A 25,142-nucleotide genomic window follows, 5' to 3' on the forward strand; every position below is an offset into this window, starting at 1 on the left:
GGTATACAATGGAAAAACAATTTTATGAAATTTTAGAAAATATACTTGAAACCAAAGTAGATGAAAATACAAATTTAAGCATGGAAAACTGCAAGAACTGGACTTCTTTAGCTCATATTGATATCATCATGAGTTTAGAAGAAGAATTTGAAATCAAATTTAACAAAGAAGATTTAAGTCTCTTAAAATCTCAAAGCGCTTTACTAGAAAAAATTCAAACCCTAAAGGCAGAAAAATGAAAGAAAATATTGAAAAATTATTTCAAGCCATCGCTCAAAAAAATCCTATCCATTCTAAATATCTTAAAAAAATTGAATTTTCACAAGAAGACGAAGAAGAATTTGATAAATTAATTTCTTATTATATTCAAGATGGTATCAGTATAAAAGAACAATGCGATTGTTATTTATTGATCCTTAACGATACTTTAGAAGAAACAAAATTTTTCATAGAAAATGGGGCTTATCGTTATTCTAGCTTTGATGAAGTTAAGGATAAAGTTTATTTTAATGAAAGCTATATGAAACAATACATGATAGGCTTAGCTCTTTCTTCTTTTGTTTGGATAGCTCATATTAAAGTGAGAAAGTATTTTTCACAATATTTAAAAAATTTTACTCCAAAAACAACTTATTTTGAAATAGGCCCTGGCCATGGAGAATATTTTGCAAGAGCGGTTAAAAGTGGTAAATTTTCCGCCTTTTATGGACTTGATATCTCTCCAACAAGTTGCGAACTTACTCAAAAAATGGTAAAACAACAAGTAGGGGGATTGATTACAAAATGTGATTTTTTATGTCAAGATTTTTTTACTTATGATTTTGATAAAAAAGCTGATTTGATAGTGATTGGAGAAGTGCTAGAACACGTAGAAAAACCTCTTGAATTCCTTAAAAGATCTAAAGAGCTTCTTAGCGATGGAGGGGAAATTTTTGCAACTATTCCTATCAATGCTCCTGCTATTGATCATATTTATTTATTTTCCCATCCTGATGAAGTTAAAGATTTGATAGAAAAATCAGGCTTAAAATTTAAAGCTTATGAATGTTTTATGGCAAATGATTATAGTTTAGAAAAAGCATTGAAATTTAAAAATGCTATCACTATGGCAGTAGTTTTAAATGCTTAATAAAACACTCAATTTACCCCTTCATCATATAGGCGTGGCTTGTAAAAATTTAGAAAAAGAAAGGGAATGTTTTTTTAAACTAGGTTTTTATAAAGAATCAGAATTTATAGATGAAAAACAAGGGGTAAGAGGCGAATTTATCATTCCTTGTAATGAAGCATTTCCACAGTATAGATTCGAACTTTTGCAAAATTTAAACGATAAAGGACCACTAGATAGCTATTTGAAAAATAATACCAAAATGTATCATTTAGCCTATGAAAGTAAAAATATCGCCCAAGATTTAATTCTTTTGGAACAACAAGGAGGCATTTGTATTGTTCCTATTATGCAAGCAAGCTATTTTGCTAAACTTTGTTTTATCATGATGCCAAATAGGCTTTTAATCGAACTTGTGGAGCTAAAATGAATCTTTTTTCACCTCATTTAAAACGCAATAAGCTTATAAAATTTGCCAAAGAATTAGACTTTAGTAAAAGTCAAGATCTTCTTATTAATGTCCATAGAAATCATGCTTTTGAAGGAGTGCAAAGTATCATTGCTCCTTTTTTACATTTTGCTAATTTAAGAGCTGAGTTTAATTTCAGCTCTTATGATGATAGCTTGAGTTTTGATAACTTTAAAGAAGCTAGTTTAGAACTTTTATGGCTAGATTTAACCCGCTATAAAAATAATGTGCAAAATTTTATAGAAGAAAGACTTTTAGAACTAAGAAAAATTTCACAAAGCCCTATTTTAGTCCTTAGTTTAGGAGAATTTAAAACAGATAAAAAAATTTTAAATTGTGAAATTTTTAACATAGAAAAACTCATAAAAGAGTATTTTGATGAAGAAGATATTTTAGACTTAGCTAAAGAAGAACTTACAGGCTCTAAGCTTAATAATAAAGCCTTGATTTTCTTGGCACAAATTTTAGGACTTAGTCTCATCCCTGCACTTGTAAAACCCGCTCTTAAAGCTCTTGTACTTGATCTTGATAATACCTTGTATCAAGGAATTTTAGGTGAAGAGGGTATAGATAATCTTAATTTAAGTCCTTTACACAAAACCTTACAAGAAAAAATTAAAACTTTTAAAAAACAAGGGTTTTTACTTGCCCTAGCTTCAAAAAATGAAGAAAAAGACGCAAAAAAACTTTTTGAAATAAGGAAAGATTTCATCTTACAATGGGATGATTTTGATGTTAGAATGATCAATTGGGAGCCAAAAGGTGAAAATATCTTAAAAATTGCTAAAAAATTTAATATAAATACTAACGCTATGCTTTTTATAGATGATAATATCGCCGAGCTTGAAAATACCAAAATTACAGGCGTTAAAACACTTTTATGCGATGAAAATATACTTTATAAAATCAAACTTTTTCCTAATCTTTTAAAACTTTCAAATACCAAAGAAGATCAAATTCGTGCCAAAGATATAGCAGCCAATGCTTTAAGAGAAGAGCTTAAAAGCTTAAGCGATGAAGAATATTTTCAAAATCTTGAAATCAGCTTAAATTTTAGCAAAAATGATCTGCAAAATATCCCTCGCATTAGCGAACTTTTAGGCAAAACCAATCAATTTATCGCTAATTACACACGCTTAAATCAAGAAAAAGTCGCACAACACATGCAAAAAGAACTCATTGTAAGTGTGAGTATGAGTGATAAATTAAGCGATAGTGGGATTATCGCTATTTTTGTTTTTTCTTGTAAAGAAGGAAATTTATTTATCGATGATCTTTGCATTTCTTGTAGGGCTTTAGGTAGAAAACTTGAAACTAGAATGTTTTTTAAAGCCTTTGAACTAGCTTTATATTTCTTTGATCTTAAAAACAATAATGCAAGGCTTTACTATCAAAAAGGCGAAAGAAATATGCCATTTTTGAGCTTTTTAGAACAAATTTCCAAAGAATTTGAAAAAAACTCAGCCCTTATTCCATTTCAAAATTTAAACTTCAAAGGACTTATAATCCATGAAAACTAGATTTGATAAAGCTAAAATTTCAGGCATTTGCGTAAGCGTACCTGAACATAAAATTTGCATTGATGATGAGTTAGAAAGCGTTTTTTCAAACGATATCAAAACCCTTAAAAGAATGAAAAAAGTCATAGGTTTAAACACGCGTTATATTTGCGATGAAAACACTTGCGTAAGCGATCTTGGAAAACACGCAGCCAATACACTTTTACAAGGTTTAAATATAGATAAAAATAGCCTTGATGCACTCATCGTAGTAACTCAAAGTCCTGATTTTTTCATGCCTTCTACGGCTTGTTATTTACACCAACTTTTAAATTTAAGCTCTAAAACCATAGCTTTTGATCTAGGACAAGCTTGTGCAGGGTATTTATACGGCTTATTTGTCGCTCATTCTTTAATACAAAGTGGCTTAGGTAAAATTTTGCTCGTTTGTGGGGATACTTTAAGCAAATTCATCCATCCTAAAAATATGAATTTAGCTCCAATTTTTGGCGATGGAGTAAGTGCAACTTTGATTGAAAAAACGGATTTTAATGAAACCTTTTTTGAACTTGGAAGCGATGGAAGACATTTTGATAAACTCATCATTCCAAAAGGTGCGATGAGAATACCTAAAGCAGATATTTTTAACGATGATTCGCTCATGCAAACTGAGGAGTTTAGACAATTAGAAAATCTTTACATGGACGGAGCAAATATTTTTAATATGGCTTTAGAATGCGAACCTAAAAGCTTTAAAGAAATTTTAGAATTTTCTAAAGTAGATGAAAAAGACATTGCTTTTCATCTTTTTCATCAATCTAATGCGTATTTGGTTGATTGTATTAAAGAAGAGTTAAAACTTAATGATGATAAAGTTCCTAATTTCATCATGGAAAAATACGCTAATTTAAGCGCTTGTTCACTACCTGCCCTACTTTGTGAACTAGATACTCCAAAAGAATTTAAAGCGAGTTTGAGTGCTTTTGGTGCAGGGCTTAGCTGGGGAAGTGCCGTGCTAAATTTCAAGGATTTATACACAAAAGATATTTTAATTTACACAAAGGAGAAATAATGACAAAAACTGAATTTTTAGAAGAGCTTAAAGAAGCTATGCATAGAGATGAAGACTTAAATGAAGATATGCTACTTGATGATATAGACGAGTGGGATAGTTTGGCTTTTGTATCTGTGATGGTGCTTTATAAAAATCTTTTTGCTTTAAAAATCACAGCCGAGGATTTGAAAAATTGTCAAAAAGTGAGCGATTTAATCAATTTAGCAAAGCTTGATTAAAACCTTTAAGGTTTTAATCTTTTATCGTTAATTCAAATTTATCTCCCACATCTTTAAATATAAACACTTTATTTCCACAAGGATAAGAGATGGAATTCTCTTGCATGAAAGATTTTCTTTTTTGCAATTTTTCAAGCATTAAAGGAAGTTCTTTTCTAAATAAGGCTTTATCAGGTATACCACAACCATGATCTAAATTTTTAATAAATTTTCCATCAATTTTATTTTCATCTATCAAATTTAAGCTTACATCGTAACCTAAAATTTTTAATATTTGCATGGTTTGTTCTTTAAAATTTGCTGGAGTTAAAGGATCTTCTTTACTATGATAACTCACATAAATAATATTTTTATTTTTTTGACTTTGTAAAATTAAATGATCTTTATTTAACAATGTTCTAATAAAATAATTTTCATTATTAAAAAAATAAGGTGAATTTTCTTTACGCGTCCAGTGGGTTTTTAGAAAACAACTCACAAAAAAATGATCGCCCTGCATATACATATCCCCATTAGTATCTTTGCTTTTAAATTCCAACTCTCTACCAACAATATAATTAAGCGGTGGAACAGCCGAACCTGAATTATCAATCACACCATCCACATACCAAGGAGCTATTTTTGCTATAAGCAAGGCTAAGTATCCTCCATAAGACCCCCCGCCATAAATTTTTGGTAAATCTGCAAATTTTGGAAAGCGTTTAACTAAATCTTTTAAAGCATTGATATGATCAATAGCTGCCATAATGCCAAAATTTTGATATTCTCCACGCGAAGGAATAAAAGTTGCACTTAGTCTTTCTTCAAAATCATAAGGCAATCGATTTAACATTTTTAATTCTGTCATAATCTCGCTCAAATATTCACAATGACTAACTACAGTATTATTGGCTAATTGATCACATGGAATATTGTATTTACGAAGCACTTTTTCTATTAATTTTAAATCATCTTTTGTAAAATCTGCTAATGTTGAATACTTTTCAACATCCGAACGCCTTTGACAAAAACAATGATAAAAAACATGTACTGCTACAACATCAAAATTTTTAGCAATATAATTTCTATAAGAGTCTAAAAAATATATATTTGCATTAGCTCCATAGCCTCCTATCATAAAAACTATAGCTTTAATCTCTTTTTCATCATCATAACTTATACGGTATTCAAGTTTGCTAGTTCTTTTCATATTTAATTCTACATCATCACAAGAATCGATTTCAAAGCTTTGGTTTATGAGCATATAAAGGCCTTTTTTATTAATTTATCGATATTATATTACAAAAAATTAAAAAGGTAAATCATGACAACTCATATCTATGATTTTTTAGAAAAAAGTTTAATCAAATTTAGCGAAAAAACTGCTTTTGTAGAACCCTTTGCCAAAGAAAGAAAGGAAATCACTTACAAAGACTTTGATCTCTTTTCTAAAAAACTAGCCAGTGAAATTTTAAAAACTTTAGGAAATGATAATCCTACTCAAGCTCCTGTTTTAATCATCTTGCCTAAAGGGATTGATTGTTTGATTTCATTTTTTGGAGTGGCACTCAGTGGAAATTTTTATACACTTTTAGATGAAAAAAGTCCTAAAGAAAGAGTAGAAAAAGTCATAGAAGTTTTAAAGCCTAAACTTTTTATCACTTCAAAGGACTTAAATTTTAACTTAGATTTACCTACGCTTTATACACAAGACTTTGAAAGTTTTAATATAGATGAGAGTTTGCTAAAAAATGCTAAAGAAAAACACATAGATACTAATTTACTTTATGTTTTCTTTACTAGCGGAAGCACAGGTATTCCTAAAGGAGTAAGCATAGCACATAAGAGTGTGATTGATTATACTTTTTGGGTGTGTGAGACTTTTAAATTTGATGAGAATGAAATTTTAGCCAATCAAGCACCATTTTATTTTGACAATAGCATTTTAGATATTTTTTCAAGTGTAAAATCAGGAGCAACTTTACACCTTTTACCTAATCATCTTTTCGCCTTTCCAAATAAAATTTTAGAATGTCTTGAAAAAGAAAAAGTAAGCACTATATTTTGGGTACCTTCGGTGCTGATTTATTTTGCAAATACTGAAGCTTTGAATAATTTTAGTTTAAACGCCTTAAAAAAGATACTTTTTTGTGGTGAAATCATGCCCAATAAACAGCTAAATATTTGGCGTAAACACTTACCCAATGCTTTATTTGCCAACCTTTATGGTCCAACAGAAATCACTGATGTATGTTCTTTTTATATCATCAATCGTACTTTTAAAGATGAAGAACTTTTACCTATAGGCAAAGCATGTAAAAACACAGAACTTTTAGTTTTTGATGAAAATATGAATTTCATAAGTCCTAAACAAATAAGTGTTAAAGGGGAGCTTTTTGTGCGTGGAACTTCTTTGTCTTTAGGGTATTATAATGACAAAGAAAAAACCAAACAAGCTTTTATTCAAAATCCTTTACATGATAATTATTTAGATTTACTCTATAAAACAGGAGATATCGTTTCTTATAATGAATTTGGAGAGCTTTTATGCTACGGAAGAGCAGATAATCAGATAAAATATATGGGACATAGAATAGAACTTGGAGAAATAGAAAGCGTGATAAATTCTCATGTGAATATTAAAAACAGTGCTTGTATTTTTAAAGAAGATATTATTTGTTTTTATGAAAGTGAAGAAGAAATTAATTTTAAAGCTTTTTTGAAAGATAAATTACCTTCTTATATGATCCCAAAAAATTTTATTAAACTCGACAAATTTAAGCTTAATCAAAATGGTAAAATTGATAGAAAGGTTTTAAAAGAACTTGTTTAAATAAATATTTTATAATTTCAAAAAACTAAAGGAGAAAAAATGCAAGAAATCAAACAATTTTTTATCAATATAGAAAGAACAGATATTAATGAGAGTATGGAAAATCTAGTAAGTGAAGATTTTATCGATAGTATCGATATCATGGCTTTGGTTGCCGAAATAGAAAAATTTTATAAAAAACCCTTAAAAGCAGAATTTATCACACCTGAAAATTTTGAAAGCTTTGAAAATATCAAAAAAATGCTTGAAACTGCAATGAAAGACTAATCTTTCCTTGCAAGTTCAAGCTGTTCTTTTAAAGAACTGATGATTTCATTTTTAGAAACAATAATTTGTGCTATAAAATCCGCCACATCATCCCAATCTTTGCTTAGTGTATGAGTTAAAGTATAGTTTTGTTCGTATTCTTCCCAATTTACAGGAGCAAAAAGAGAATTTTTATGCGGGAAATATTTGTTTTTTACCCATTCAAGTGAAGAAGCAAAATAATCCACATAAGCTTTAGCAATATCTTTTTGCACTGCAAATTTTAATCTTTTTTCTTTGCTACCTTCAAATTTTCTTCTTGCCATAAAAAGCAAAGAATTAAGATTATCCTGCTTTAAATCTTTTTGATTTAATCTTGACATAAGCTCCATTCCTAAAAGATTAAAACTTTCATTTTTGGTTTGTTTTAAAACAAAACTCTCATCCCATTCAAGTCCTAAATGATAAACAAAATCCTTAAGTAAAGTCCCTCCTACATAATCCTCCCTTAGAAGTCTTACTATCAAATTTTCTTCTCCAAATACCTCAGCATGAGTTTTGCAAATCCATTCATAGTCAAAAATATATTTTCTAGGATGATCTTGCGGAGCAAAATCAGCAGAATAATACCCCATATTGTTTTTATGATCTTGAGAACAATGTGAGTTTAAATAACCCAAAGTATCTCTAAAATACACAATAATATAAATTTGAGTAAAACCTAACTCTCTCATAATCTTTTCTAAAATTTCTACATGTTTTTTGGTAGAAAAATCCCAAACTATACCCTCAGCTGAAAAAATAAATTTTTTATCTTTATGTAAAGCACTTTCACTTTTAAAATTTTCTATAGCTCTAAGAAGTCTTTCATTTGTGATATGACTTAAAACACTCTCTTTTTTTAAAATATCTTCTTTTTGAACCAATTCTAAAACCATATCCACCAAAGCCCAATGCCTATTTGCCACTCTAAGACTTTTTGGGTAAATATAAGCTTTTTGCAAAAGCTTTTCTTCGTTTTGCATCAAGAAGCCTTGTTTTTCTTGATTTCCTGTATTAGTAGTTCCTATATGTAAATATGCTGTCATTTTATATCCTTTATCTTTATTTTAATTTATCATCTCTAACTCAAATTTATCTTCTAAATCCTTAAACACAAATACTTTATTCCCACAAGGATAAGAGATAGAATTTTCTTGCATAAAAGATTTTCTTCCTTGTAGTTTTTCAAGCATTAAAGGAAGTTCTTTTCTAAATAAAGCCCTATCAGTCATTCTAAGTCCATGCTCTAAACTTTTTACAAATCTACCATCTATATCATTTTCATCCTTTATTAAATGTAAAGTTGCATCATATCCTAATTCCTGATAACACTTATAAAGTTCTATTTTATTTTGCACTGGCGCACCCATATCTTGTATACTATGATAGCTTACAAAAATGGTATTTTTATTTAAATTTGATTGAATTTGAAGATGGTTTGAATTTAAAACTGCTCTGATTAAATAATTTTCATCACCAAAATAATAAGAAGAATTCATATTTCTATTCCAGTATTTATATACAAAACAATAAAGTCTATAACCACTTCCTTCGAAATAAAATTCCCCTTGATTCATTTCTCTTCCTAAAATGCACGCCAAAAATGGCAAGCAAACACCTGAATTATCAATCACACCATCCACATACCAAGGAGCTATTTTTGCTATGAGTAAAGATAGGTATCCTCCATAAGACCCCCCCCCCCATAAATTTTTGGTAAATCTGCAAATTCTGGAAAACGTTTAACTAAATCTTTTAAAGCATTGATATGATCAATAGCTGCCATAACGCCATAGTTTTGATAATCTCCATTGGGTGGGATAAAATCACAAGAAAGTTCTATTTTTTGGCTTTCATCAACCAAACCTGCTTGTTTCATTTCATTAACTTTTTGCTCTATAAGAGGAATAATTTGTTCAAAATTATCTTTATTAACCGATAAATGTCCTAAATTAATATTTTTTAAAATGCCATTTACACGCTCTAAATCATCTTGATTGGGAATAAGCTTTGGATTATACTTTTGATCAATACTTTGTCTTGCACAAAAACAATGATAAAAAACATGTACCACTACAACATCAAAATTTTTAGCAATATATTCCCTATCAAAATCTAAAAAAGAAATATTTGCATTAGCTCCAAAACCACCCGCTATAAAAACTATGGCTTTGAGATCTTTTTCATCATCATAGCTAATGCGGTATTCAAGTTTGCTAGTTCTTTTTATATTTAATTCTACATCATCACAAGAATCAATTTCAAAGGTTTGATTTATGAGCATTATTCCACCCCGTTTGCATTATTTTATTGTATTTTAAAGACAATTATACTTAAATTTTAGTAAAATAAAACACAAAAAACAAGGCTTAACTATGAAAAATCTTTGTATCATCCCTGCTCGTGGTGGATCAAAAAGAATTCCTAGAAAAAATATCATTGATTTTCTAGGTAAACCTTTAATCGCTTATAGCATAGAAAATGCTTTAAATTCAGGTATTTTTGATGAAGTAGTACTTTCAAGCGACGATGAAGAAATCATAGAAGTAGCCTTAAAATACGGTGCAAAAGCTCCATTTGTGCGTGATAAAAATTTAAGCGATGATTATGCTTCAAGCACTGCTGCAGTGCAAAATGCCATAGAAATTTTACAAAGCCAAAATCAAATTTATGATCATGTCTGTTGTCTTTATGCTACTGCTCCTTTGTTAAATAAAGACATTTTAAAACAAGCCTATGAAAAATTTATACAAAATCAAAGCAAGTTTTTATTTGCTGCTACTGAGTTTGAGTATCCTATACAAAGGGCATTTTATCTAAATGAAAACAATCAAGTTTATATGTTTGATGAAAAACATTATAAAAGTCGTTCACAAGATCTAACAAAAGCTTATCATGATGCAGGAGCTTTTTATTTTGGTACAAGCAAAGCTTGGCTTGAGGAAGATTTTATATTTAAACCTCATTCTAGCGTGTTTGTATTGCCAAAAAATTTAGTTTGCGATATAGACACCATACAAGATTTGAAATTTGCAAAAATACTTTATAAGGTAAATCATGAAAGTGCTTTTTAGAAGCGATAGCTCCAGTCAAATAGGCTTTGGACACATTAAACGCGATTTAGTCTTAGCTAAACAATATAGCGATGTAAGTTTTGCTTGCTTGCCTTTAGAAGGCTCCTTGATCGATGAAATTCCTTATCCTGTTTATGAGCTTAGTAGCGAAAGTATCTACGAGCTTATCAATCTCATCAAAGAAGAAAAATTTGAACTTCTTATCATTGATCACTATGGCATCAGCGTAGATGATGAAAAACTGATCAAGCTTGAAACAGGGGTGAAAATTCTAAGCTTTGATGATGAAATAAAGCCTCATCATTGTGATATTTTACTCAATGTCAATGCCTATGCAAAAGCAAGTGATTATGAAGGTTTAGTGCCTTTTAAATGCGAAGTAAGATGTGGTTTTTCTTATGCTTTAATCAGGGAAGAATTTTATCAAGAGGCCAAAGAAAATAGAGAAAAAAAATATGATTTTTTCATTTGCATGGGTGGAACTGATATAAAAAACCTTTCTTTACAAATTGCTAGCGAATTACCTAAAACAAAAATCATCAGCATTGCAACCAGCTCTTCTAATCCCAATCTTAAAAAATTGCAAAAATTTGCAAAATTACATAACAATATTAGATTATTTATCGATCATGAAAATATTGCAAAATTGATGAATGAAAGCAATAAACTCATCATTAGTGCAAGTTCTTTAGTCAATGAAGCCTTGCTTTTAAAGGCAAATTTCAAAGCTATTTGTTATGTTAAAAATCAAGAATCTACAGCAACTTGGCTTGCTAAAAAAGGGTATGAAGTGGAGTATAGGTATTGATAAAACTTAAAAATTTCACAGAACTTAATTCTCAAGAAATAGAGCTGATTTTTAAATGGCGCAATCACCCCGATATCAATCAATTTATGAAAACAAAATATATTGATTTTGAAGAACATTTAAGATTTTTAAAAAAATTACATCAAGATTCTAGCAAAAAATATTTTTTAGTTTTTCAAGATGAACAGATTATCGGCGTAATTGATTTTGTCAATATCACAACTAAATCTTGTGAATTTGGACTTTACGCAAAACCTAATTTAAAAGGCGTAGGACAAATTTTAATGAATGAAATTATAAAATACGCTTTTGAAAACTTAAAAGTACATACTCTTAAAGCTTATGTTTTCAAAGACAATCGCAAAGCTTTAAAATTATATCAACAAAATCATTTTACTATTTATGATGAAGATAAAGATTTTTACCATATTTGCCTAAAGCAATCTGACTGCAAAGCCTTGCCTAGCTAATTCTTCTTTTACATCTTTAGGGGTATACTTAGAAAAATGAAAAATATAAGCACCCGCTAAAGCATCAGCACCCAAATTTAAAGCCTTAACTCCATCACTTGGATTGCTAAGTCCTCCATTGATAATAAGAGGAATTTTAAGTTTATTTTGAAAGATCTTTAAAAGTTCTAAATCATAACCCTTTGCTTTTCCTTCAAAATCCACAGAGGTTAAAAGAAGCTCTCCAGCTCCTTTTTTTTCATATTCTAAAGCAAGTTCTAAAGGACTTTTTTCAAGTAAATTTCCCCTGTCATAAACACAAAATTGCCCTCCTTTTCTTTTAACATCTATAGAACAAACTATACATTGAGAACCAAAACGATTAGCCGCTTTACTTATAAAATCCATATCTTCTAAGGCCTTAGAATTGATAGAAATTTTATCCGCACCTAAATTTAAAATCTTTTGTATATCTTCAAGGGTTTTTATCCCGCCACCTATAGTTAAAGGCATAAAACATTCTTTAGCAAGATCTTCTATACTTTCAAAATCTATTTCTCCACTTTTTGAAGCATCTATATCTAAGATAATAAGCTCATCAACATTGCGTGCATTATAAATTCTCATTGTTGAAGTTAAATGCCCTATAGTGCGAAAATCTTTAAATTCTATACTTTTAACAAGTTGTCCGTTTTTTAACAAAACACAAGGGATAATTCTAGTTTTTAACATTTAAAGCCTTGCAAAATTTTCTAAAAGTTTTAAGCCTAAATTTTGACTTTTTTCGGGGTGAAATTGTGTAGCAAAAATATGATCTTTTTGTAAAGATGCAACAAATTTATGTCCGTATTGTGCTTTAGCACTTACAAACTCATCTTTACATTTCACATAAAAAGAATGCACAAAATAAAAATCACTCTTATTATCTATGCCTTGATACAAAGGAACTTGTTTTAAAATTTCAAGCTCATTCCAACCCATGTGTGGGATTTTTAAATTTAAATCCTCTTCAAATTTGACTACTTCACCTTCTATAAAACCAAGTCCTTCGCAAACTCCACCTTCATAGCCCCTTTCTAAAAAAAGCTGCATTCCCAAACAAATGCCTAAAATAGGTTTTTTTTGCACCAAAACTTGCTCTTTTAAAGCTTCTATAAAACCAAGTTCTTTTAAATTTTTCATCGCTTCTTTAAAAGATCCCACTCCAGGTAAAAGCAATTTATCTGCTTTTTGCAAATCTTTTGGATTTTTAGCTATGAAATTTGTAGCTCCTATTTTTTCAAAAGCCTTAGCAACGGAGTTTAAATTTCCCGCCTTATAATCAATGAGTGCTATCATTTTAAAACACACTCGTCTTTTCTTACCAAAGAACCATCATAATCTCTTATAAATTTACCATTTTCATCACGTTTAAAAATTTTTTTATTGGTAAAAGAATCTACTATTTTTTGAAATTCTTCCTCGCTAAAACCACTGAATTCAAGGTATTTTTTAATAGCCTTTTTAGGGGGCTTGCCATCGTATTTTTGTACCAAACGCACCCCTTCTTCACGGCTGATATAACCTAAACGAATATCCAAACAAGCATTATCCGTTGCTCTACCAAAGCCGTATTTGCAGTATTTTAAATAATCATGCACATGATTAGAATAACAATCTAAATTTTCAAAATTTTCATAAGTAGTCTCAACAGGATGATCTAGAGTTAAAAAACCATATTTTTTAGAAATTTCAAGAATTTTTTTATAATCCCATTTAAAATAATACCCTAAAAATAGCCCAGTAACCCCTACTCTTTGAAGTTCTTCATCACTTGGATAAGTATATAAAAACAAATCTTTTTCAGTGATACCATTTACCCCAAGCATATCAGAAGCACGATTTCCTAAAAGCCCGCCAAATTCTTCAAGCCACTCTCTGCCTAAAATATTTTTATTTTTACTACTCGCAGGACCGCCATACTCTATCTGCGGACTTTCTCCCCAGATGATCAAAGGCACTCCAAAATTTACCGCTATGCGTGGAACAGAAGTAAAAATTCCCAAATGGTTTTGCCACTCATTATCCCCTGTTCTTATAAAAGCTTCACGGGCAAGTTTTTGATAAACTTTTGGATCACGCTTGATATGGATCAAATCCACGCCAAGATGATTTAAATTGTCTAAATTTTTGTGCCCTATTTTCGTAGGTACGCTAGGCTCAAAACACACACACAAAGGATTAAGTCCAAGTTCAAGCATTTTAACCACTTGAAAAGTAGAATCTTTTCCGCCACTTACTCCGATAACACAATCATAAACAGGATGTTTTTTGTATTTTTTTATAAGCTCAAAAAATTCTTTTTCTCTTTCTTGCCAATTAATATTTTGATTTTTAGCTTCTTGAGAACGACAAGCATCACAAACACCTTCTTCATCAAAATGTAAATCAGGCTTAGTATCTGGCATCACACATTTTTTACAAAATTTCATAAATTTCCTTTAATTAGTCTTAAATATATATATCGTTATAATTAAATTTTATTTTATGATTTTATATATTTATATTATATAAAAATTAAAAAATGCATGAATTCTATAATTTAAATCCATATGGCATTTTTTGAATGAAACCAAGCAAAATCATAACAAAGTTGTAATATTTATATAATATAATTATATATCATTTTAGTCAGGAAATTTACCAAAGAAAGAAAAGTATGCAAATAGGAAATTTTAACACCGATAAAAAGGTTTTTATCATAGCAGAACTTAGTGCAAATCACGCAGGAAGTCTTGAGATGGCACTTCAAAGTATAAAAGCTGCCAAAGAAGCAGGTGCTGATGCGATAAAAATTCAAACTTACACTCCAGATAGCATGACTCTAAATAGCAACAAAGAAGATTTTATTATTAAGGGTGGGCTTTGGGATAAAAGAAAACTTTATGAGCTTTATCAAAGTGCAAAAACCCCTTATGAATGGCATTCTCAAATCTTTAAAACCGCACAAAATGAAGGCATACTTTGTTTTTCAAGTCCTTTTGCCAAAGAAGATTTAGAATTTCTAAAACGCTTTGATCCTATAGCCTATAAAATCGCTTCTTTTGAAGCTAATGATGAAAATTTCGTGCGTTTAATCGCCAAAGAAAAAAAACCTACTATCGTTTCAACGGGCATTGCTACAGAAGAAGAACTTTTTAAAATCTGTGAAATTTTTAAAGAAGAAAAAAATCCTGATTTAATCTTTTTAAAATGCACTTCGGCTTATCCTACTGCCATAGAAGATATGAATTTAAAAGGCATAGCAAGTTTAAAAGAAAAATTTAATGTTGAAGTGGGACTAAGTGATCATAGCTTTGGTTTTTTAGCCCCTGTTATGGCAGTAGCACTTGGAGCTAGAGTGATAGAAAAGCATTTTATGTTAGATAAAAGCATAGAAAGTGAAGACAGTAAATTTAGTCTTGATTTTGATGAATTTAAAGCTATGGTAGATGCAGCAAGACAAGCTGAAAGTGCTTTAGGCGATGGTAAGTTAGATCTAGATGAAAAGGCGCTTAAAAACCGTGTTTTTGCAAGAAGCTTATATGCAAGTAAGGATATCAAAAAAGGTGAAATGTTCAGCGAAGAAAATGTAAAATCCGTGCGTCCTTCTTTTGGACTACATCCTAAATTTTATCAAGAACTTTTAGGAAAAAAAGCTACTAAAGATATAGAATTTGGTGATGCTTTAAAACAAGGAGATTTCCAATGACCTTCACCCCTACTCAAAAAGAACTCTTTAATAAAAACATTAAAGCTTTAAGCAATATTCTTTTAAAAGAAAGTTTAAAAGAAATCAAGTCTAGTAAATTTGAACTTATCTTAGGTAAAGATAATCTAGATATCAATTTAAAAGATAATTCAGGGGGGGGGTATAATGAAAATTTACTTTATCAAGATCCCATTAAAGAATTGCAAACTATGCTAAACACCTATAATGACAAATACCTACTTTATCCTGTATTGTATTTTTATGGTTTTGGAAATGGAATTTTATTTAAAGCTTTATTGCAAAATAAAAATCATCAACATATTGTTGTTTTTGAAAAAGATATAGAAATCATTTGGATAATGTTTCATATCTTAGATTTTTCAAATGAATTGCAAAGTGCAAGATTGATGGTTTTGCAAACAAGTTCTTTGGATATAGAATTTTTTTCTAATTTTTGCTCTAGCAAACCTTTCTTTCAATTTTCTAGAATTTATTTTTTAGAACTGATGAGTCATTATTATGAAAGATTTCATGAAGATATTTTAGGATTGAATAAAAAATTAGCAGAAAATTTTAAAAATTCTATTGTTTCTTATGGTAATGATCCTCTTGATGCTCTTCAAGGCATAGAACAATTTGTTTATAATCTTCCTCAAATGATTACTCATCCTAGTTATAAAGAATTACTTTCTAAAAGAAAGGGTATAAGTGATACAGCTATCATTGTTTCTACAGGACCATCTCTTACTAAACAATTGCCTTTATTAAAAAAATATGCTAATAAAGCTACGATTTTTTGTGCAGATTCTTCTTATCCTATTTTAGCTAAGCATGGTATAAAGCCTGATTATGTGCTTTCCTTAGAAAGAATTCCTTTAACTTCTGAATTTTTTAACAATGATTTTGGGGAATTTGATAAGGATATTTTGTTTGTTTGCGCAGGGGTTGTTCATCCAAAAACAATTGAATATTTAAAAAATAAAACTTTTATCATAACTCAAAAAATTCTTGCCTTTCCATATTATATAAATCTTAAAAATTTTTGCTATGCTGCTGTAGGATTTAGTGTTGCACATATGGCTTATGAATTTGCAACTCATCTAAGTCATAAAAACATCATTTTTATAGGACAGGATTTAGCTTATGCTGAAGATGGATTTTCTCACACTAAAGATTATAGCAATCTTGATAAACATGAAGGACATTTTCAAAGAGATAAGGGTAAATTTCAATGTTTAGCTTATGGAGGAGATGGCAAAGCTGAAAGTTCCGAAGTTTGGACTATGTTTAGATTTTTTTTGCAAGATACCATTTCAAGAAATATTATTTCAACCACCTACAACTGTACCGAAGGTGGAGCAAGGATAGAAGGAACTATAGAAAAACCTTTTTTATGGGCTTGTGAGAATTTACTTGATAAAGATTTAAATAAACCTTTTGAAAAATTAGAACCTTTAAGTTTAAATAAACAAAATGAATTTTTACTTAAGGCTTATTATAAAGTTTATCAAAGTATTAAACATTGTAGAGATTTTAGTAAAATACTCAGCAATGATTTTGAAAATATACAAAGTATATATTTAAATTTAAACAAAAAAGAAAATGATTTAAACTTGGCTATTAGAAAAATAGATGAATTTAAAAATAAACTTGAAGATATAAAACAAATGCAAGATTTATATGAAATTTTAAGCACTTTACTAATCCAATTTGAACTTAATCTTGCTAGAATTTATGTTTTAAATCCTAAAACCAAAGAAGATGCTTTTAATAAAAGCATTCTTTGGATAAAAGAACATTTAGAATTTATGGAATTAGTTTATGGACATATTAAAGCACAAGAAAATGCTTTGATTAAAAATATACTTCCTTTAGAAGAAAAACTTAAAGAAAGAAAATTAGATAAATGGATGGAAAGGGTGAGAAGGTGAGAAATATTTTAGTTACAGGTGCTGATGGTTTTATAGGTTCTCATCTTTGTGAAAGTTTGGTCAAAAAAGGTTTTAAAGTTAGAGCTTTAAGTCAGTATAATTCTTTTAATTTTTGGGGACATTTAGAAAAAAGTCCTTTTTTAAAAGACATGGAAGTTATAAGTGGAGATTTAAGAGATAGTTTTTTTTGCGAAAAAATCACCAAAAATATAGATGCGATCTTTCATCTTGGCGCTTTAATCGCTATCCCCTACTCCTACACAGCCCCACAAAGCTATGTGGATACCAATGTCAATGGCACTTTAAATATGCTCGAAGCAGCTAAAAAAAACGAGATTTCACATTTTATCCACACCTCAACAAGCGAAGTTTATGGCACAGCCTTTTATGTACCTATCGATGAAAAACACCCTTTACAACCTCAAAGTCCTTATTCTGCAAGCAAAATCGCTGCAGATATGATGGCGCTGAGTTATTATAATTCTTTTAATTTAAATGTCAATATTGCACGCCCTTTTAACACCTATGGACCAAGACAAAGCGCAAGGGCTATCATACCTACCATCATCACACAAATTTTAAGTGGAGCAAAGGAAATCAAACTAGGAGATTTAAGCCCTAAAAGGGATTTAAATTTTGTGCTAGATACTTGCGAGGGTTTTATCTCTCTTTTAAATTCAAAACATTTTGGAGAAGTTTATAATATAGGCTCAGGAGTGGAATACTCCATGCAAGAAGTACTTGATCTCATACAAAAAATTTTAGATTCTAAAGTAAAAATCATCCAAGATGAACAAAGATTGCGTCCTAAAAATAGCGAAGTTTTTAGACTTTGTTGCGATGCAAACAAGCTTAAAAAAGCTACAAATTGGCAAAGCAAAACAAGTCTAGAAGAAGGCTTGAGACAAAGCATAGAGTATTTTAAAGAAAATTTAGAAAATTATAAAAGTGAGCTTTATAATGTTTAAAAAAGAAATTTCTTTTATAAAAAGTCTTTTTAATAAAGAAAGTATCGCCCTACATGAGCCTTGTTTTATAGGCAATGAGAAAAAATATCTTTTAGAGTGCATTGATAGCGGTTTTGTTTCAAGCGTGGGAGAATTTGTAACGCGTTTTGAAGAAGCTTTAAAAGAAAAAACCAAAACACGCTTTGTCATCGCTACAAATACAGGCACAGCAGCCCTTCATATCGCTTTACTAGCTAATGGTATCGATGAAAACTGCGAAGTCATCACTCAAAGCATAAGCTTTGTCGCTACGGCCAATGCTATCGCTTATACAGGTGCAAAACCCGTTTTTTTAGATATAGATGAAAACACTCTAAGTTTAAGTCCTAAGGCTTTAGAGCATTTTTTAGAAAATCAAACTTATCAAAAAGATAATCTTAGCTATAACAAAACCACACACAAACTCATCAAAGCTTGTGTTATTATGCACACCTTTGGTTTAAGCGCTCATATAAAAGCCATCAAAGAACTTTGTGAAAAATACCACATCCTTTTAATTGAAGATGCCGCAGAAGCCTTAGGAAGCACCTATGAAAACAAGGCCTTAGGCACTTTTGGAAAGTGTGGAATTTTAAGCTTTAATGGCAATAAAATCATCACAGGTGGATGCGGTGGGGCGATATTAAGCGATGATGAAAATTTAGCCAAACTTGCAAGACACCTTAGCACCACAGCTAAAATCCCCCATCCTTACGAATACGATCATGATAGGATAGCTTATAATTACCGTCTTTGCAATATAAACGCAGCAATCTTGCTTGCAGGACTTGAAAATTTAGAACTTTTTTTAGAAAACAAAAGAGAACTTGCTAAAATTTACAAGGATTTTTTTAAAAATCACGATAAATGTAAATTTATCGATGAAAAAAGCAATGAAAAAAGCAATTTTTGGCTCAATACCTTGCTTTTTAAAGATGAAAATTTAAGAAATATCTTTTTAGAAGAATGCTTGAAAAATAATATTTTCGTCCGTCCTATATGGAAAAGCTTACCGAGTTTAAAAGCTTTTCAAAACTGTCAAAGCAATGAGCTTATAAACACTAAAAATTTAGAAAAACGTTTGGTTAATTTACCTAGTAGCGTTAGAATAGCAAATAAAAAGGAATGATGCGTTGCAAAATTTAATTCAAAGCATTAAAAAAATTTTAATAAGAAAAAATATGAGAGTAGCGGGGGGGGGGGGATTTGATTTTTTTACTTCTTCTTTTAGGAGAAGTGCGTGAAAAATGTCATCATCATAGGAGCGGGTGGCTTTGCTAGAGAGCTTTATTCTTATTTAAAAGATGCAAATTACGAAATTATAGGCTATATTGATATACAAGAAAATAATTTTTTTGACTTAAAATATCTAGGCAATGAAGATAACTTCGATAAAAAGTTGATTCAAAAAGCATCTTTTGCTTTAGGTGTAGGACAAATCAATTTAAGAAAAAAATCCTTGTAAAACTTTCAAAAAAATCATGTAATTTTATCACTTTTATACATCCTCAATCTTTTGTTTCAAAAGAAGCTAAAATAGGACAAGGGGTTATAGTGTGTCCTTTTGTAACCATTAATGCTAATTCAAATATAGGAGATTTTGTGCTTTGTAATATTTATTCAAGCATAGCTCATGGTTGTAAGGTAGGAGAAGGAAGTATTTTAAGCCCTTATGCTACACTTAATGGAAATTCAAGCATAGGAAAAAATTGTTTTTTAGCTACTAGAGTTAGCCTGTTGCCTTGCGTAAACTTAGAAGATAACTGCATAGTAAGCGCAGGTAGTATTATTAGCAAAACTACACATCCAATCAACTTATTTTTCATAAAAATATAATTAAAACAAGGAAAAAACAAGGAAAAAAACTAATATCATAGACTTTGGTTTAATGGGTAAGCAAATAAGTGCTTTATTTTATTTGTTAGGCCATGAAATAGGTGTTTATAATAAAAGCAAGCTCAATATATACGAATTTGAAAAACAAATAAAACTTCTACAAAGAAAAATAGATTTTTCTAATTTTAACGCCGGAAAAATAAACATTTACCAACATATAGAAGATCTTAAAAATAGCTTGACTATAGAAAGCTTAAATGAAGATTTAAATTTAAAAAAAGAAATCATGCAAATTCTTAGAGACAATAATAATATAGTTTTTTCGAATTCAAGTTCTTTGAGTATGGATGATTTAAACTGCGATTTTATACATTTTTTCAATACTATTTATATCAAATTAATAGAACTTTGTGATTCTAATTTAGAACGATTTACCCCATTGAAAGATCTTAAAAAATTAGGATTTCATATCATTTGCAGTAAAGGCAATCGAGGAGCTTTAGCAAATTTACTTTTGTTCAATGAAATTTCATCATTTTTTAAAATTATAGAAAAATACGATTATAATTTCAAAGAATGTCAAACAGTTTATGATTTGCTTTATGAAAAAAGAAATTTGTTAAATATTATCGACACTATAGGCATAGAACTTTGTGATAAAATTTGTAAGAATTTAAAAGAAGATGATGAAAATTTTTACCATCCAAAAATCTTTAAAAAGGCCTTATAAAAAGGAATTTTAGGTAGAAAAATAAAACAAACATAAGTGATATTTTATAAAATAAGCAAATATTAATTTAATATTTTATACAATCTAATATTTTTATTAATATTGAAGGGATGGGGAATGATTTATTGTGATCACTGCGTGATGCCAAATACTAGACCTGGTATTAATTTTACAAAAGATAAAGAAGGTAAAAATATCTGTTCAGCTTGCATCAATCATAAAAATAAAGAAAATATTGATTATAAAGCAAGATTTAAAGAGCTTGAAGCCTTATGCGATAAATACCGCAGAATGAATGGAAAATTTGAATATGATTGCGCTATTGCCGTAAGTGGAGGTAAAGATTCGCATTTTCAAGTGCATATCATGAAAGAAAAACTTGGAATGAATCCTATTCTTTTTAGCGTTGAAGATAATTTCACCATGACTGAAGCAGGTAAGAAAAATCTTAAAAATTTAAGTGAAACTTTTGGTTGTCATATTATTAGCTTAAAGCCTGATATCAAAACTCAAAAAAAAGTTATGCTAAAAACCTTTGAAAAATATGGAAAACCCACTTGGTTTATTGATAGACTGATTTACAGCTATCCTTTTGCTATGGCTTTAAAATTTAATACACCTTTATTGGTTTATGGAGAAAATGTTAGTTATGAATATGGAGGTAGTGATGCCAAAGAAACTCCTAGCGCCAAAGAAATATTTTTAAATGGCGTAGCTAGTGATTTAAATATAAATGAATTTATAGATGATGAAATCAAAGAAGAAAATCTACAACTCTTTTTTAATCCCAATGCAAATGATATCAACAAACTTAATCCTATTTATCTAAGTTATTTTATAAAATGGAATTCTTATAGCAATTATATTTTTGCTAAAAGTCGTGGTTTTACTGATCTAGAAGGCGAATGGTATAGAACAATGTGTGCAGAAAATTTTGATCAGGTTGATAGTATAGGCTATATCCTACATGCTTGGATGAAATACCCTAAATTTGGTCATGCTTGTGCGAGTGATTACGCAGCTCGTTTCGTGCGTTATGGACTTTTAAGCAGAAAAGAAGCTATTGAACTTGTGCAAAAAAGAGATCATAAGCTTGACAATAGATGCGTTGAAGATTTTTGTAATTTCATAGGTATTAGTAAAACTACATTTTGGAAAATAGTAGAAAAACATTACAATATGGATTTATTTTATAAAAATGATTTTGGAGAATTTAAATTAAAAAACAAATTACAATAAAAATATAAAGGAAAAAAATGCAAAACTCATTAGAAGCTTATACAATGAAATATAATGAAAATGGATACGGATTACTTTTTCCAGATGCTCATGTAGTACGTTTTTATGAAAGAATTTTAAAATACAAACTAAATAAAATAAATGGAAATTTACTTGATTTTGGTTGTGGCAATGGTGTACATTCAGCGTATTTTCAAAGCAAAGGGTTTAAAACCTTCGGAATAGATATAGTTCCAAGTTTAAAAGAAATTTGGGAGAAAAATATTAGAGGGGGGGGGGATATTGTAAAATTATAGAACCAAATTCTAGCATCAAAGGACTTTTTGATGAAAATATGGATATTATCTTTGCAAATCAAAGTCTTTACTACATACCTCTAAAAGAACTTAAACAAAATATTTTAGAATTTTACGAACTTTTAAACACAGGTGGAATACTTTTTGCTACAATGATGAGCAAGAAAAATTATTATTTCTCCCACAGCCAAAAAGAAGAAAAAAATGGCTTGAGTAAAGTTGAAATCAAAGGTAGACTAAACGAAACGAGTTTTATACATTTCATCGATAAAGTCGAAGATCTAGAAAATCTTTTTCAACCTTTTGAAACTTTATTTCTAGGAGATTATGATCCTATTAATTTTTATAATTTTGAAGGATCAGCACACCATTATGTTTATATAGGTATTAAAAAATAAAATTTTGCCTTTATTTTAAGGCAAAATAAAGGCAAAACTATGAAAAAAACCCTCATCATCGCAGAAGCAGGAGTTAATCACAATGGTGATTTAAATTTAGCTAAAAAGTTAATAGAAATCGCAGCAGATTCAGGCGCTGATTTTGTTAAATTTCAAAGTTTTAAAGCCAAAAACTGTATCAGCACAAAGGCTAAAAAAGCACCCTATCAGCTTAAAACCACAGCTAGTGATGAGAGTCAGCTTCAAATGGTACAAAAACTCGAACTCGATATTAAAGCTCATAAAGAGCTTATCTTACACGCAAAAAAATGCAATATTGCCTTTCTTTCTACTCCTTTTGATCTTGAAAGTGTAGATCTTTTAAATGAGTTAGGCTTAAAAATCTTTAAAATTCCAAGCGGAGAAATCACCAATCTACCCTATCTTAAAAAAATTGCAAAGCTTAATAAAAAAATCATACTTTCAACAGGTATGGCAAATTTAGGCGAGATAGAAGAAGCTTTAAATATGCTTTGTAAAAATGGCGCTAAACGCCAAAATATCACTCTTTTACACTGCACTACAGAATACCCTGCCCCTTTTAATGAAGCCAATCTTAAAGCCATGCAAAGCTTAAAAGACGCTTTTAAGCTTGATGTGGGTTATTCTGATCACACTCAAGGCATACACATTTCTCTAGCTGCAGTTGCCTTGGGAGCTTGTGTAATAGAAAAGCATTTTACTCTAGACAAAAATATGTCAGGGCCTGATCATAAAGCAAGCCTAGAACCTCATGAACTAAAAACGCTTTGTACTCAAATAAGACAAATACAAAAGGCTATGGGTGATGGCATAAAAAAAGCAAGCAAAAGCGAAAGAAAAAATATCAACATAGTAAGAAAAAGTTTAGTCGCTAAAAAAGATATACAAAAAGGAGAAATTTTTAACGAAGAAAATCTTACTACCAAACGCCCAGCAAATGGTATAAGTGCTATGAGATATGAAGAGTTTTTAGGTAAAATTGCTACAAAAAACTACAAAGAAGATGAGCTTATCTGTGAGTAAAAGAAAAATTTGTATAGTCAGTGCAACAAGGGCTGAATGGTATCTTTTAAGAAATTTATGTCATGAAATTCAAAACGATAAAGATCTAAGCCTTCAAATCATCGCTACAGGAGCGCATTTAAGTCCTGAGTTTGGACTGACTTATAAAGAAATAGAAAAAGAATTTAAAATAACTAAAAAAATCCCTATCCTGCTTGCAAACGATGATAAAATAAGCCTTTGTAAAAGTATGAGTTTAGCTTTTAGTACTTTTAGCGATGCTTTTAAAGACTTAAAGCCTGATATGGTGGTCATTTTAGGCGATCGTTATGAAATGCTTAGCGTAGCAAGTGTATGTCTATTGATGCACATACCTTTAGTGCATTTATGTGGCGGGGAGCTTACTTTAGGGGCTATCGATGATAGTATAAGACACAGCATTTCAAAAATGTCACATTTACATTTTGTAAGTCATGAAATTTATAAAAAAAGGCTTTTGCAACTTGGAGAAGAAGAAAAAAGGGTTTTTAATATAGGTTCTTTAGCTTCTACTATCATAAAAAATATGAATTTTTTAAACAAAAAAGATTTAGAAAAAGCCTTAGAAATGAAACTAGATAAAGAACTTTACTTAATCACTTATCATCCTTTAACCTTAAATGTAAAAAATACTCAAAAAGAAATTAAAACCTTACTTAAAAAACTTGATACCCTTAAAAACGCAAGTTTGATTTTTACCAAAGCAAATGCCGATGAAAATGGACTTTTAATCAATGAAATTTTGCAAAATTACTGCCAAAAAAACTCACACAAGGCTAAACTTTTTGATAATCTTGGCTCACAAAAATACCTAAGTCTTATGAAAATAGCCAAGGCCATGATAGGCAATTCTTCAAGTGGTATTAGTGAAAGTCCTTTTTTTAAAACTCCTTGCATTAATATAGGCGATAGACAAAAAGGGCGTTTAAGAACTCAAAATATCATTGATTGCGAAATCAACGATCTTGATCAAGCTTTTGAAAAATTAGAAAGCAAAGAATTTAAACAAAATTTAAAAAATTTTAAAAACCCTTATGATAATGATAAAAATCCCAATAAAATCATAAAAACTTGCCTAAAAAATGTAAATTTAGATACAATTTTACATAAAAATTTCATCGATTTATAAGGCTT

General features: G+C 29.7%; 24 protein-coding genes and 3 pseudogenes. 21 read left to right on the forward strand and 6 right to left on the reverse strand.

From position 1 onward, the window contains the following. Positions 1–8: 8 nt before the first annotated feature. The 6 genes from OT390_RS06610 to OT390_RS06635 are packed head-to-tail and all read left to right on the forward strand — an operon-like array spanning position 9 to position 4,369. Complete coding sequence (locus OT390_RS06610) at positions 9–239, forward strand: acyl carrier protein (RefSeq protein ID WP_002781997.1); 231 nt, start codon at positions 9–11, stop codon at positions 237–239. After that, a complete protein-coding gene (locus tag OT390_RS06615) occupies positions 236–1,129 on the forward strand; it encodes a bifunctional 2-polyprenyl-6-hydroxyphenol methylase/3-demethylubiquinol 3-O-methyltransferase UbiG (RefSeq protein WP_002909649.1) in 894 nt (297 codons plus the stop codon). The genes OT390_RS06610 and OT390_RS06615 overlap by 4 nt, the downstream gene beginning before the upstream one ends. Further along, on the forward strand, positions 1,122–1,538 hold the full coding sequence (locus OT390_RS06620) for a VOC family protein (protein WP_002854069.1): 417 nt from the start codon (positions 1,122–1,124) through the stop codon (positions 1,536–1,538). Before OT390_RS06615 ends, OT390_RS06620 begins: the two co-directional genes overlap by 8 nt. Next, positions 1,535–3,097, forward strand: a complete 1,563-nt coding sequence (locus OT390_RS06625; protein ID WP_032583813.1) for an HAD family hydrolase — start codon at positions 1,535–1,537, stop codon at positions 3,095–3,097. Before OT390_RS06620 ends, OT390_RS06625 begins: the two co-directional genes overlap by 4 nt. Further along, positions 3,087–4,148 carry a beta-ketoacyl-ACP synthase III gene (locus OT390_RS06630; RefSeq protein ID WP_002860489.1) on the forward strand — a complete coding sequence of 354 codons (1,062 nt, stop codon included), beginning with the start codon at positions 3,087–3,089 and terminating at the stop codon, positions 4,146–4,148. Before OT390_RS06625 ends, OT390_RS06630 begins: the two co-directional genes overlap by 11 nt. After that, entirely contained in the window at positions 4,148–4,369 is a 222-nt protein-coding gene (locus tag OT390_RS06635) for an acyl carrier protein (RefSeq protein WP_002777644.1), read from the forward strand. Before OT390_RS06630 ends, OT390_RS06635 begins: the two co-directional genes overlap by 1 nt. 13 nt (positions 4,370–4,382) lie before the next feature. Here OT390_RS06635 and OT390_RS06640 read toward each other — a convergent pair whose 3' ends face one another. After that, positions 4,383–5,612, reverse strand: a complete 1,230-nt coding sequence (locus OT390_RS06640) for a DUF2920 family protein (RefSeq protein WP_052786541.1) — start codon at positions 5,610–5,612, stop codon at positions 4,383–4,385. A gap of 60 nt (positions 5,613–5,672) precedes the next feature. On the opposite strand from OT390_RS06640, the gene OT390_RS06645 reads away from it, so the two are divergent. Further along, positions 5,673–7,181 (forward strand): AMP-binding protein, encoded by a 1,509-nt coding sequence (locus tag OT390_RS06645; RefSeq protein ID WP_032586755.1) that lies wholly within the window; start codon positions 5,673–5,675, stop codon positions 7,179–7,181. A 39-nt stretch (positions 7,182–7,220) separates the two neighbouring features. After that, positions 7,221–7,448: an acyl carrier protein gene (locus OT390_RS06650; RefSeq protein WP_002777686.1), complete on the forward strand. Its 228-nt coding sequence runs from the start codon at positions 7,221–7,223 to the stop codon at positions 7,446–7,448. Here OT390_RS06650 and OT390_RS06655 read toward each other — a convergent pair. Then, the gene (locus OT390_RS06655) at positions 7,445–8,515 is read right to left on the reverse strand and encodes a hypothetical protein (protein WP_025399153.1); all 1,071 of its coding nucleotides are present in this window, start codon (positions 8,513–8,515) and stop codon (positions 7,445–7,447) included. The genes OT390_RS06650 and OT390_RS06655 overlap by 4 nt on opposite strands. A 21-nt stretch (positions 8,516–8,536) precedes the next feature. Further along, positions 8,537–9,753: pseudogene (locus tag OT390_RS06660) on the reverse strand (DUF2920 family protein). Positions 9,754–9,844: 91 nt separating this feature from the next. On the opposite strand from OT390_RS06660, the gene pseF reads away from it, so the two are divergent. From pseF to pseH, 3 genes are read left to right on the forward strand one after another with little or no spacing between them, the layout of a single operon-like run. Further along, a complete protein-coding gene (gene pseF / locus OT390_RS06665; protein WP_002859859.1) occupies positions 9,845–10,543 on the forward strand; it encodes a pseudaminic acid cytidylyltransferase in 699 nt (232 codons plus the stop codon). After that, positions 10,527–11,351: a UDP-2,4-diacetamido-2,4,6-trideoxy-beta-L-altropyranose hydrolase gene (gene pseG, locus OT390_RS06670; protein WP_032587224.1), complete on the forward strand. Its 825-nt coding sequence runs from the start codon at positions 10,527–10,529 to the stop codon at positions 11,349–11,351. The genes pseF and pseG overlap by 17 nt, the downstream gene beginning before the upstream one ends. Then, the gene (pseH, locus tag OT390_RS06675; RefSeq protein WP_032587223.1) at positions 11,348–11,821 is read left to right on the forward strand and encodes a UDP-4-amino-4,6-dideoxy-N-acetyl-beta-L-altrosamine N-acetyltransferase; all 474 of its coding nucleotides are present in this window, start codon (positions 11,348–11,350) and stop codon (positions 11,819–11,821) included. Before pseG ends, pseH begins: the two co-directional genes overlap by 4 nt. On the opposite strand, the gene OT390_RS06680 is transcribed toward pseH, so the two are convergent. Genes OT390_RS06680 through pseA form a run of 3 tightly spaced genes read right to left on the reverse strand, consistent with a single transcriptional unit; the run spans position 11,786 to position 14,271 of the window. Then, the gene (locus OT390_RS06680; protein ID WP_002864312.1) at positions 11,786–12,532 is read right to left on the reverse strand and encodes a HisA/HisF-related TIM barrel protein; all 747 of its coding nucleotides are present in this window, start codon (positions 12,530–12,532) and stop codon (positions 11,786–11,788) included. The genes pseH and OT390_RS06680 overlap by 36 nt on opposite strands. Next, positions 12,533–13,138 (reverse strand): imidazole glycerol phosphate synthase subunit HisH, encoded by a 606-nt coding sequence (gene hisH / locus OT390_RS06685; RefSeq protein WP_072236704.1) that lies wholly within the window; start codon positions 13,136–13,138, stop codon positions 12,533–12,535. Further along, positions 13,135–14,271: a pseudaminic acid biosynthesis protein PseA gene (pseA, locus tag OT390_RS06690; protein WP_032586767.1), complete on the reverse strand. Its 1,137-nt coding sequence runs from the start codon at positions 14,269–14,271 to the stop codon at positions 13,135–13,137. Before pseA ends, hisH begins: the two co-directional genes overlap by 4 nt. Before the next feature lie 227 nt (positions 14,272–14,498). Between pseA and pseI the strand changes: the two genes are divergently transcribed. The 10 genes and pseudogenes from pseI (at position 14,499) to legG (ending at position 25,137) form a co-directional block, all read left to right on the forward strand. Continuing rightward, positions 14,499–15,530: a pseudaminic acid synthase gene (gene pseI, locus OT390_RS06695; RefSeq protein WP_061099832.1), complete on the forward strand. Its 1,032-nt coding sequence runs from the start codon at positions 14,499–14,501 to the stop codon at positions 15,528–15,530. Then, positions 15,527–17,461, forward strand: coding sequence for a motility associated factor glycosyltransferase family protein (locus OT390_RS06700; RefSeq protein WP_406611469.1), 1,935 nt, complete (start codon positions 15,527–15,529; stop codon positions 17,459–17,461). The genes pseI and OT390_RS06700 overlap by 4 nt, the downstream gene beginning before the upstream one ends. Then, on the forward strand, positions 17,458–18,429 hold the full coding sequence (legB, locus tag OT390_RS06705; protein WP_032587106.1) for a 4,6-dehydratase LegB: 972 nt from the start codon (positions 17,458–17,460) through the stop codon (positions 18,427–18,429). The genes OT390_RS06700 and legB overlap by 4 nt, the downstream gene beginning before the upstream one ends. Beyond that, on the forward strand, positions 18,422–19,576 hold the full coding sequence (gene legC, locus OT390_RS06710) for an aminotransferase LegC (protein ID WP_002919387.1): 1,155 nt from the start codon (positions 18,422–18,424) through the stop codon (positions 19,574–19,576). Before legB ends, legC begins: the two co-directional genes overlap by 8 nt. 111 nt (positions 19,577–19,687) lie before the next feature. Next, positions 19,688–20,283 (forward strand): annotated as a pseudogene (locus tag OT390_RS06715) (acetyltransferase). 52 nt (positions 20,284–20,335) lie between these two features. Then, positions 20,336–21,013, forward strand: a complete 678-nt coding sequence (locus OT390_RS06720) for a 3-hydroxyacyl-CoA dehydrogenase NAD-binding domain-containing protein (RefSeq protein ID WP_079346744.1) — start codon at positions 20,336–20,338, stop codon at positions 21,011–21,013. 117 nt (positions 21,014–21,130) lie between these two features. After that, a complete protein-coding gene (locus tag OT390_RS06725; protein WP_002860804.1) occupies positions 21,131–22,252 on the forward strand; it encodes an N-acetyl sugar amidotransferase in 1,122 nt (373 codons plus the stop codon). Between the two features lie 17 nt (positions 22,253–22,269). Next, positions 22,270–22,946: pseudogene (locus tag OT390_RS06730) on the forward strand (methyltransferase domain-containing protein). Positions 22,947–22,985: 39 nt separating this feature from the next. Then, a complete protein-coding gene (legI, locus tag OT390_RS06735; protein WP_032587115.1) occupies positions 22,986–23,990 on the forward strand; it encodes a N,N'-diacetyllegionaminate synthase in 1,005 nt (334 codons plus the stop codon). Continuing rightward, on the forward strand, positions 23,983–25,137 hold the full coding sequence (gene legG / locus OT390_RS06740) for a GDP-N,N'-diacetylbacillosamine 2-epimerase (hydrolyzing) (RefSeq protein WP_032587124.1): 1,155 nt from the start codon (positions 23,983–23,985) through the stop codon (positions 25,135–25,137). The genes legI and legG overlap by 8 nt, the downstream gene beginning before the upstream one ends. Positions 25,138–25,142: the final 5 nt, after the last annotated feature.

This window comes from Campylobacter sp. CFSAN122748, assembly GCF_045277125.1.
Taxonomy (GTDB): Bacteria; Campylobacterota; Campylobacteria; order Campylobacterales; family Campylobacteraceae; genus Campylobacter_D; species Campylobacter_D jejuni.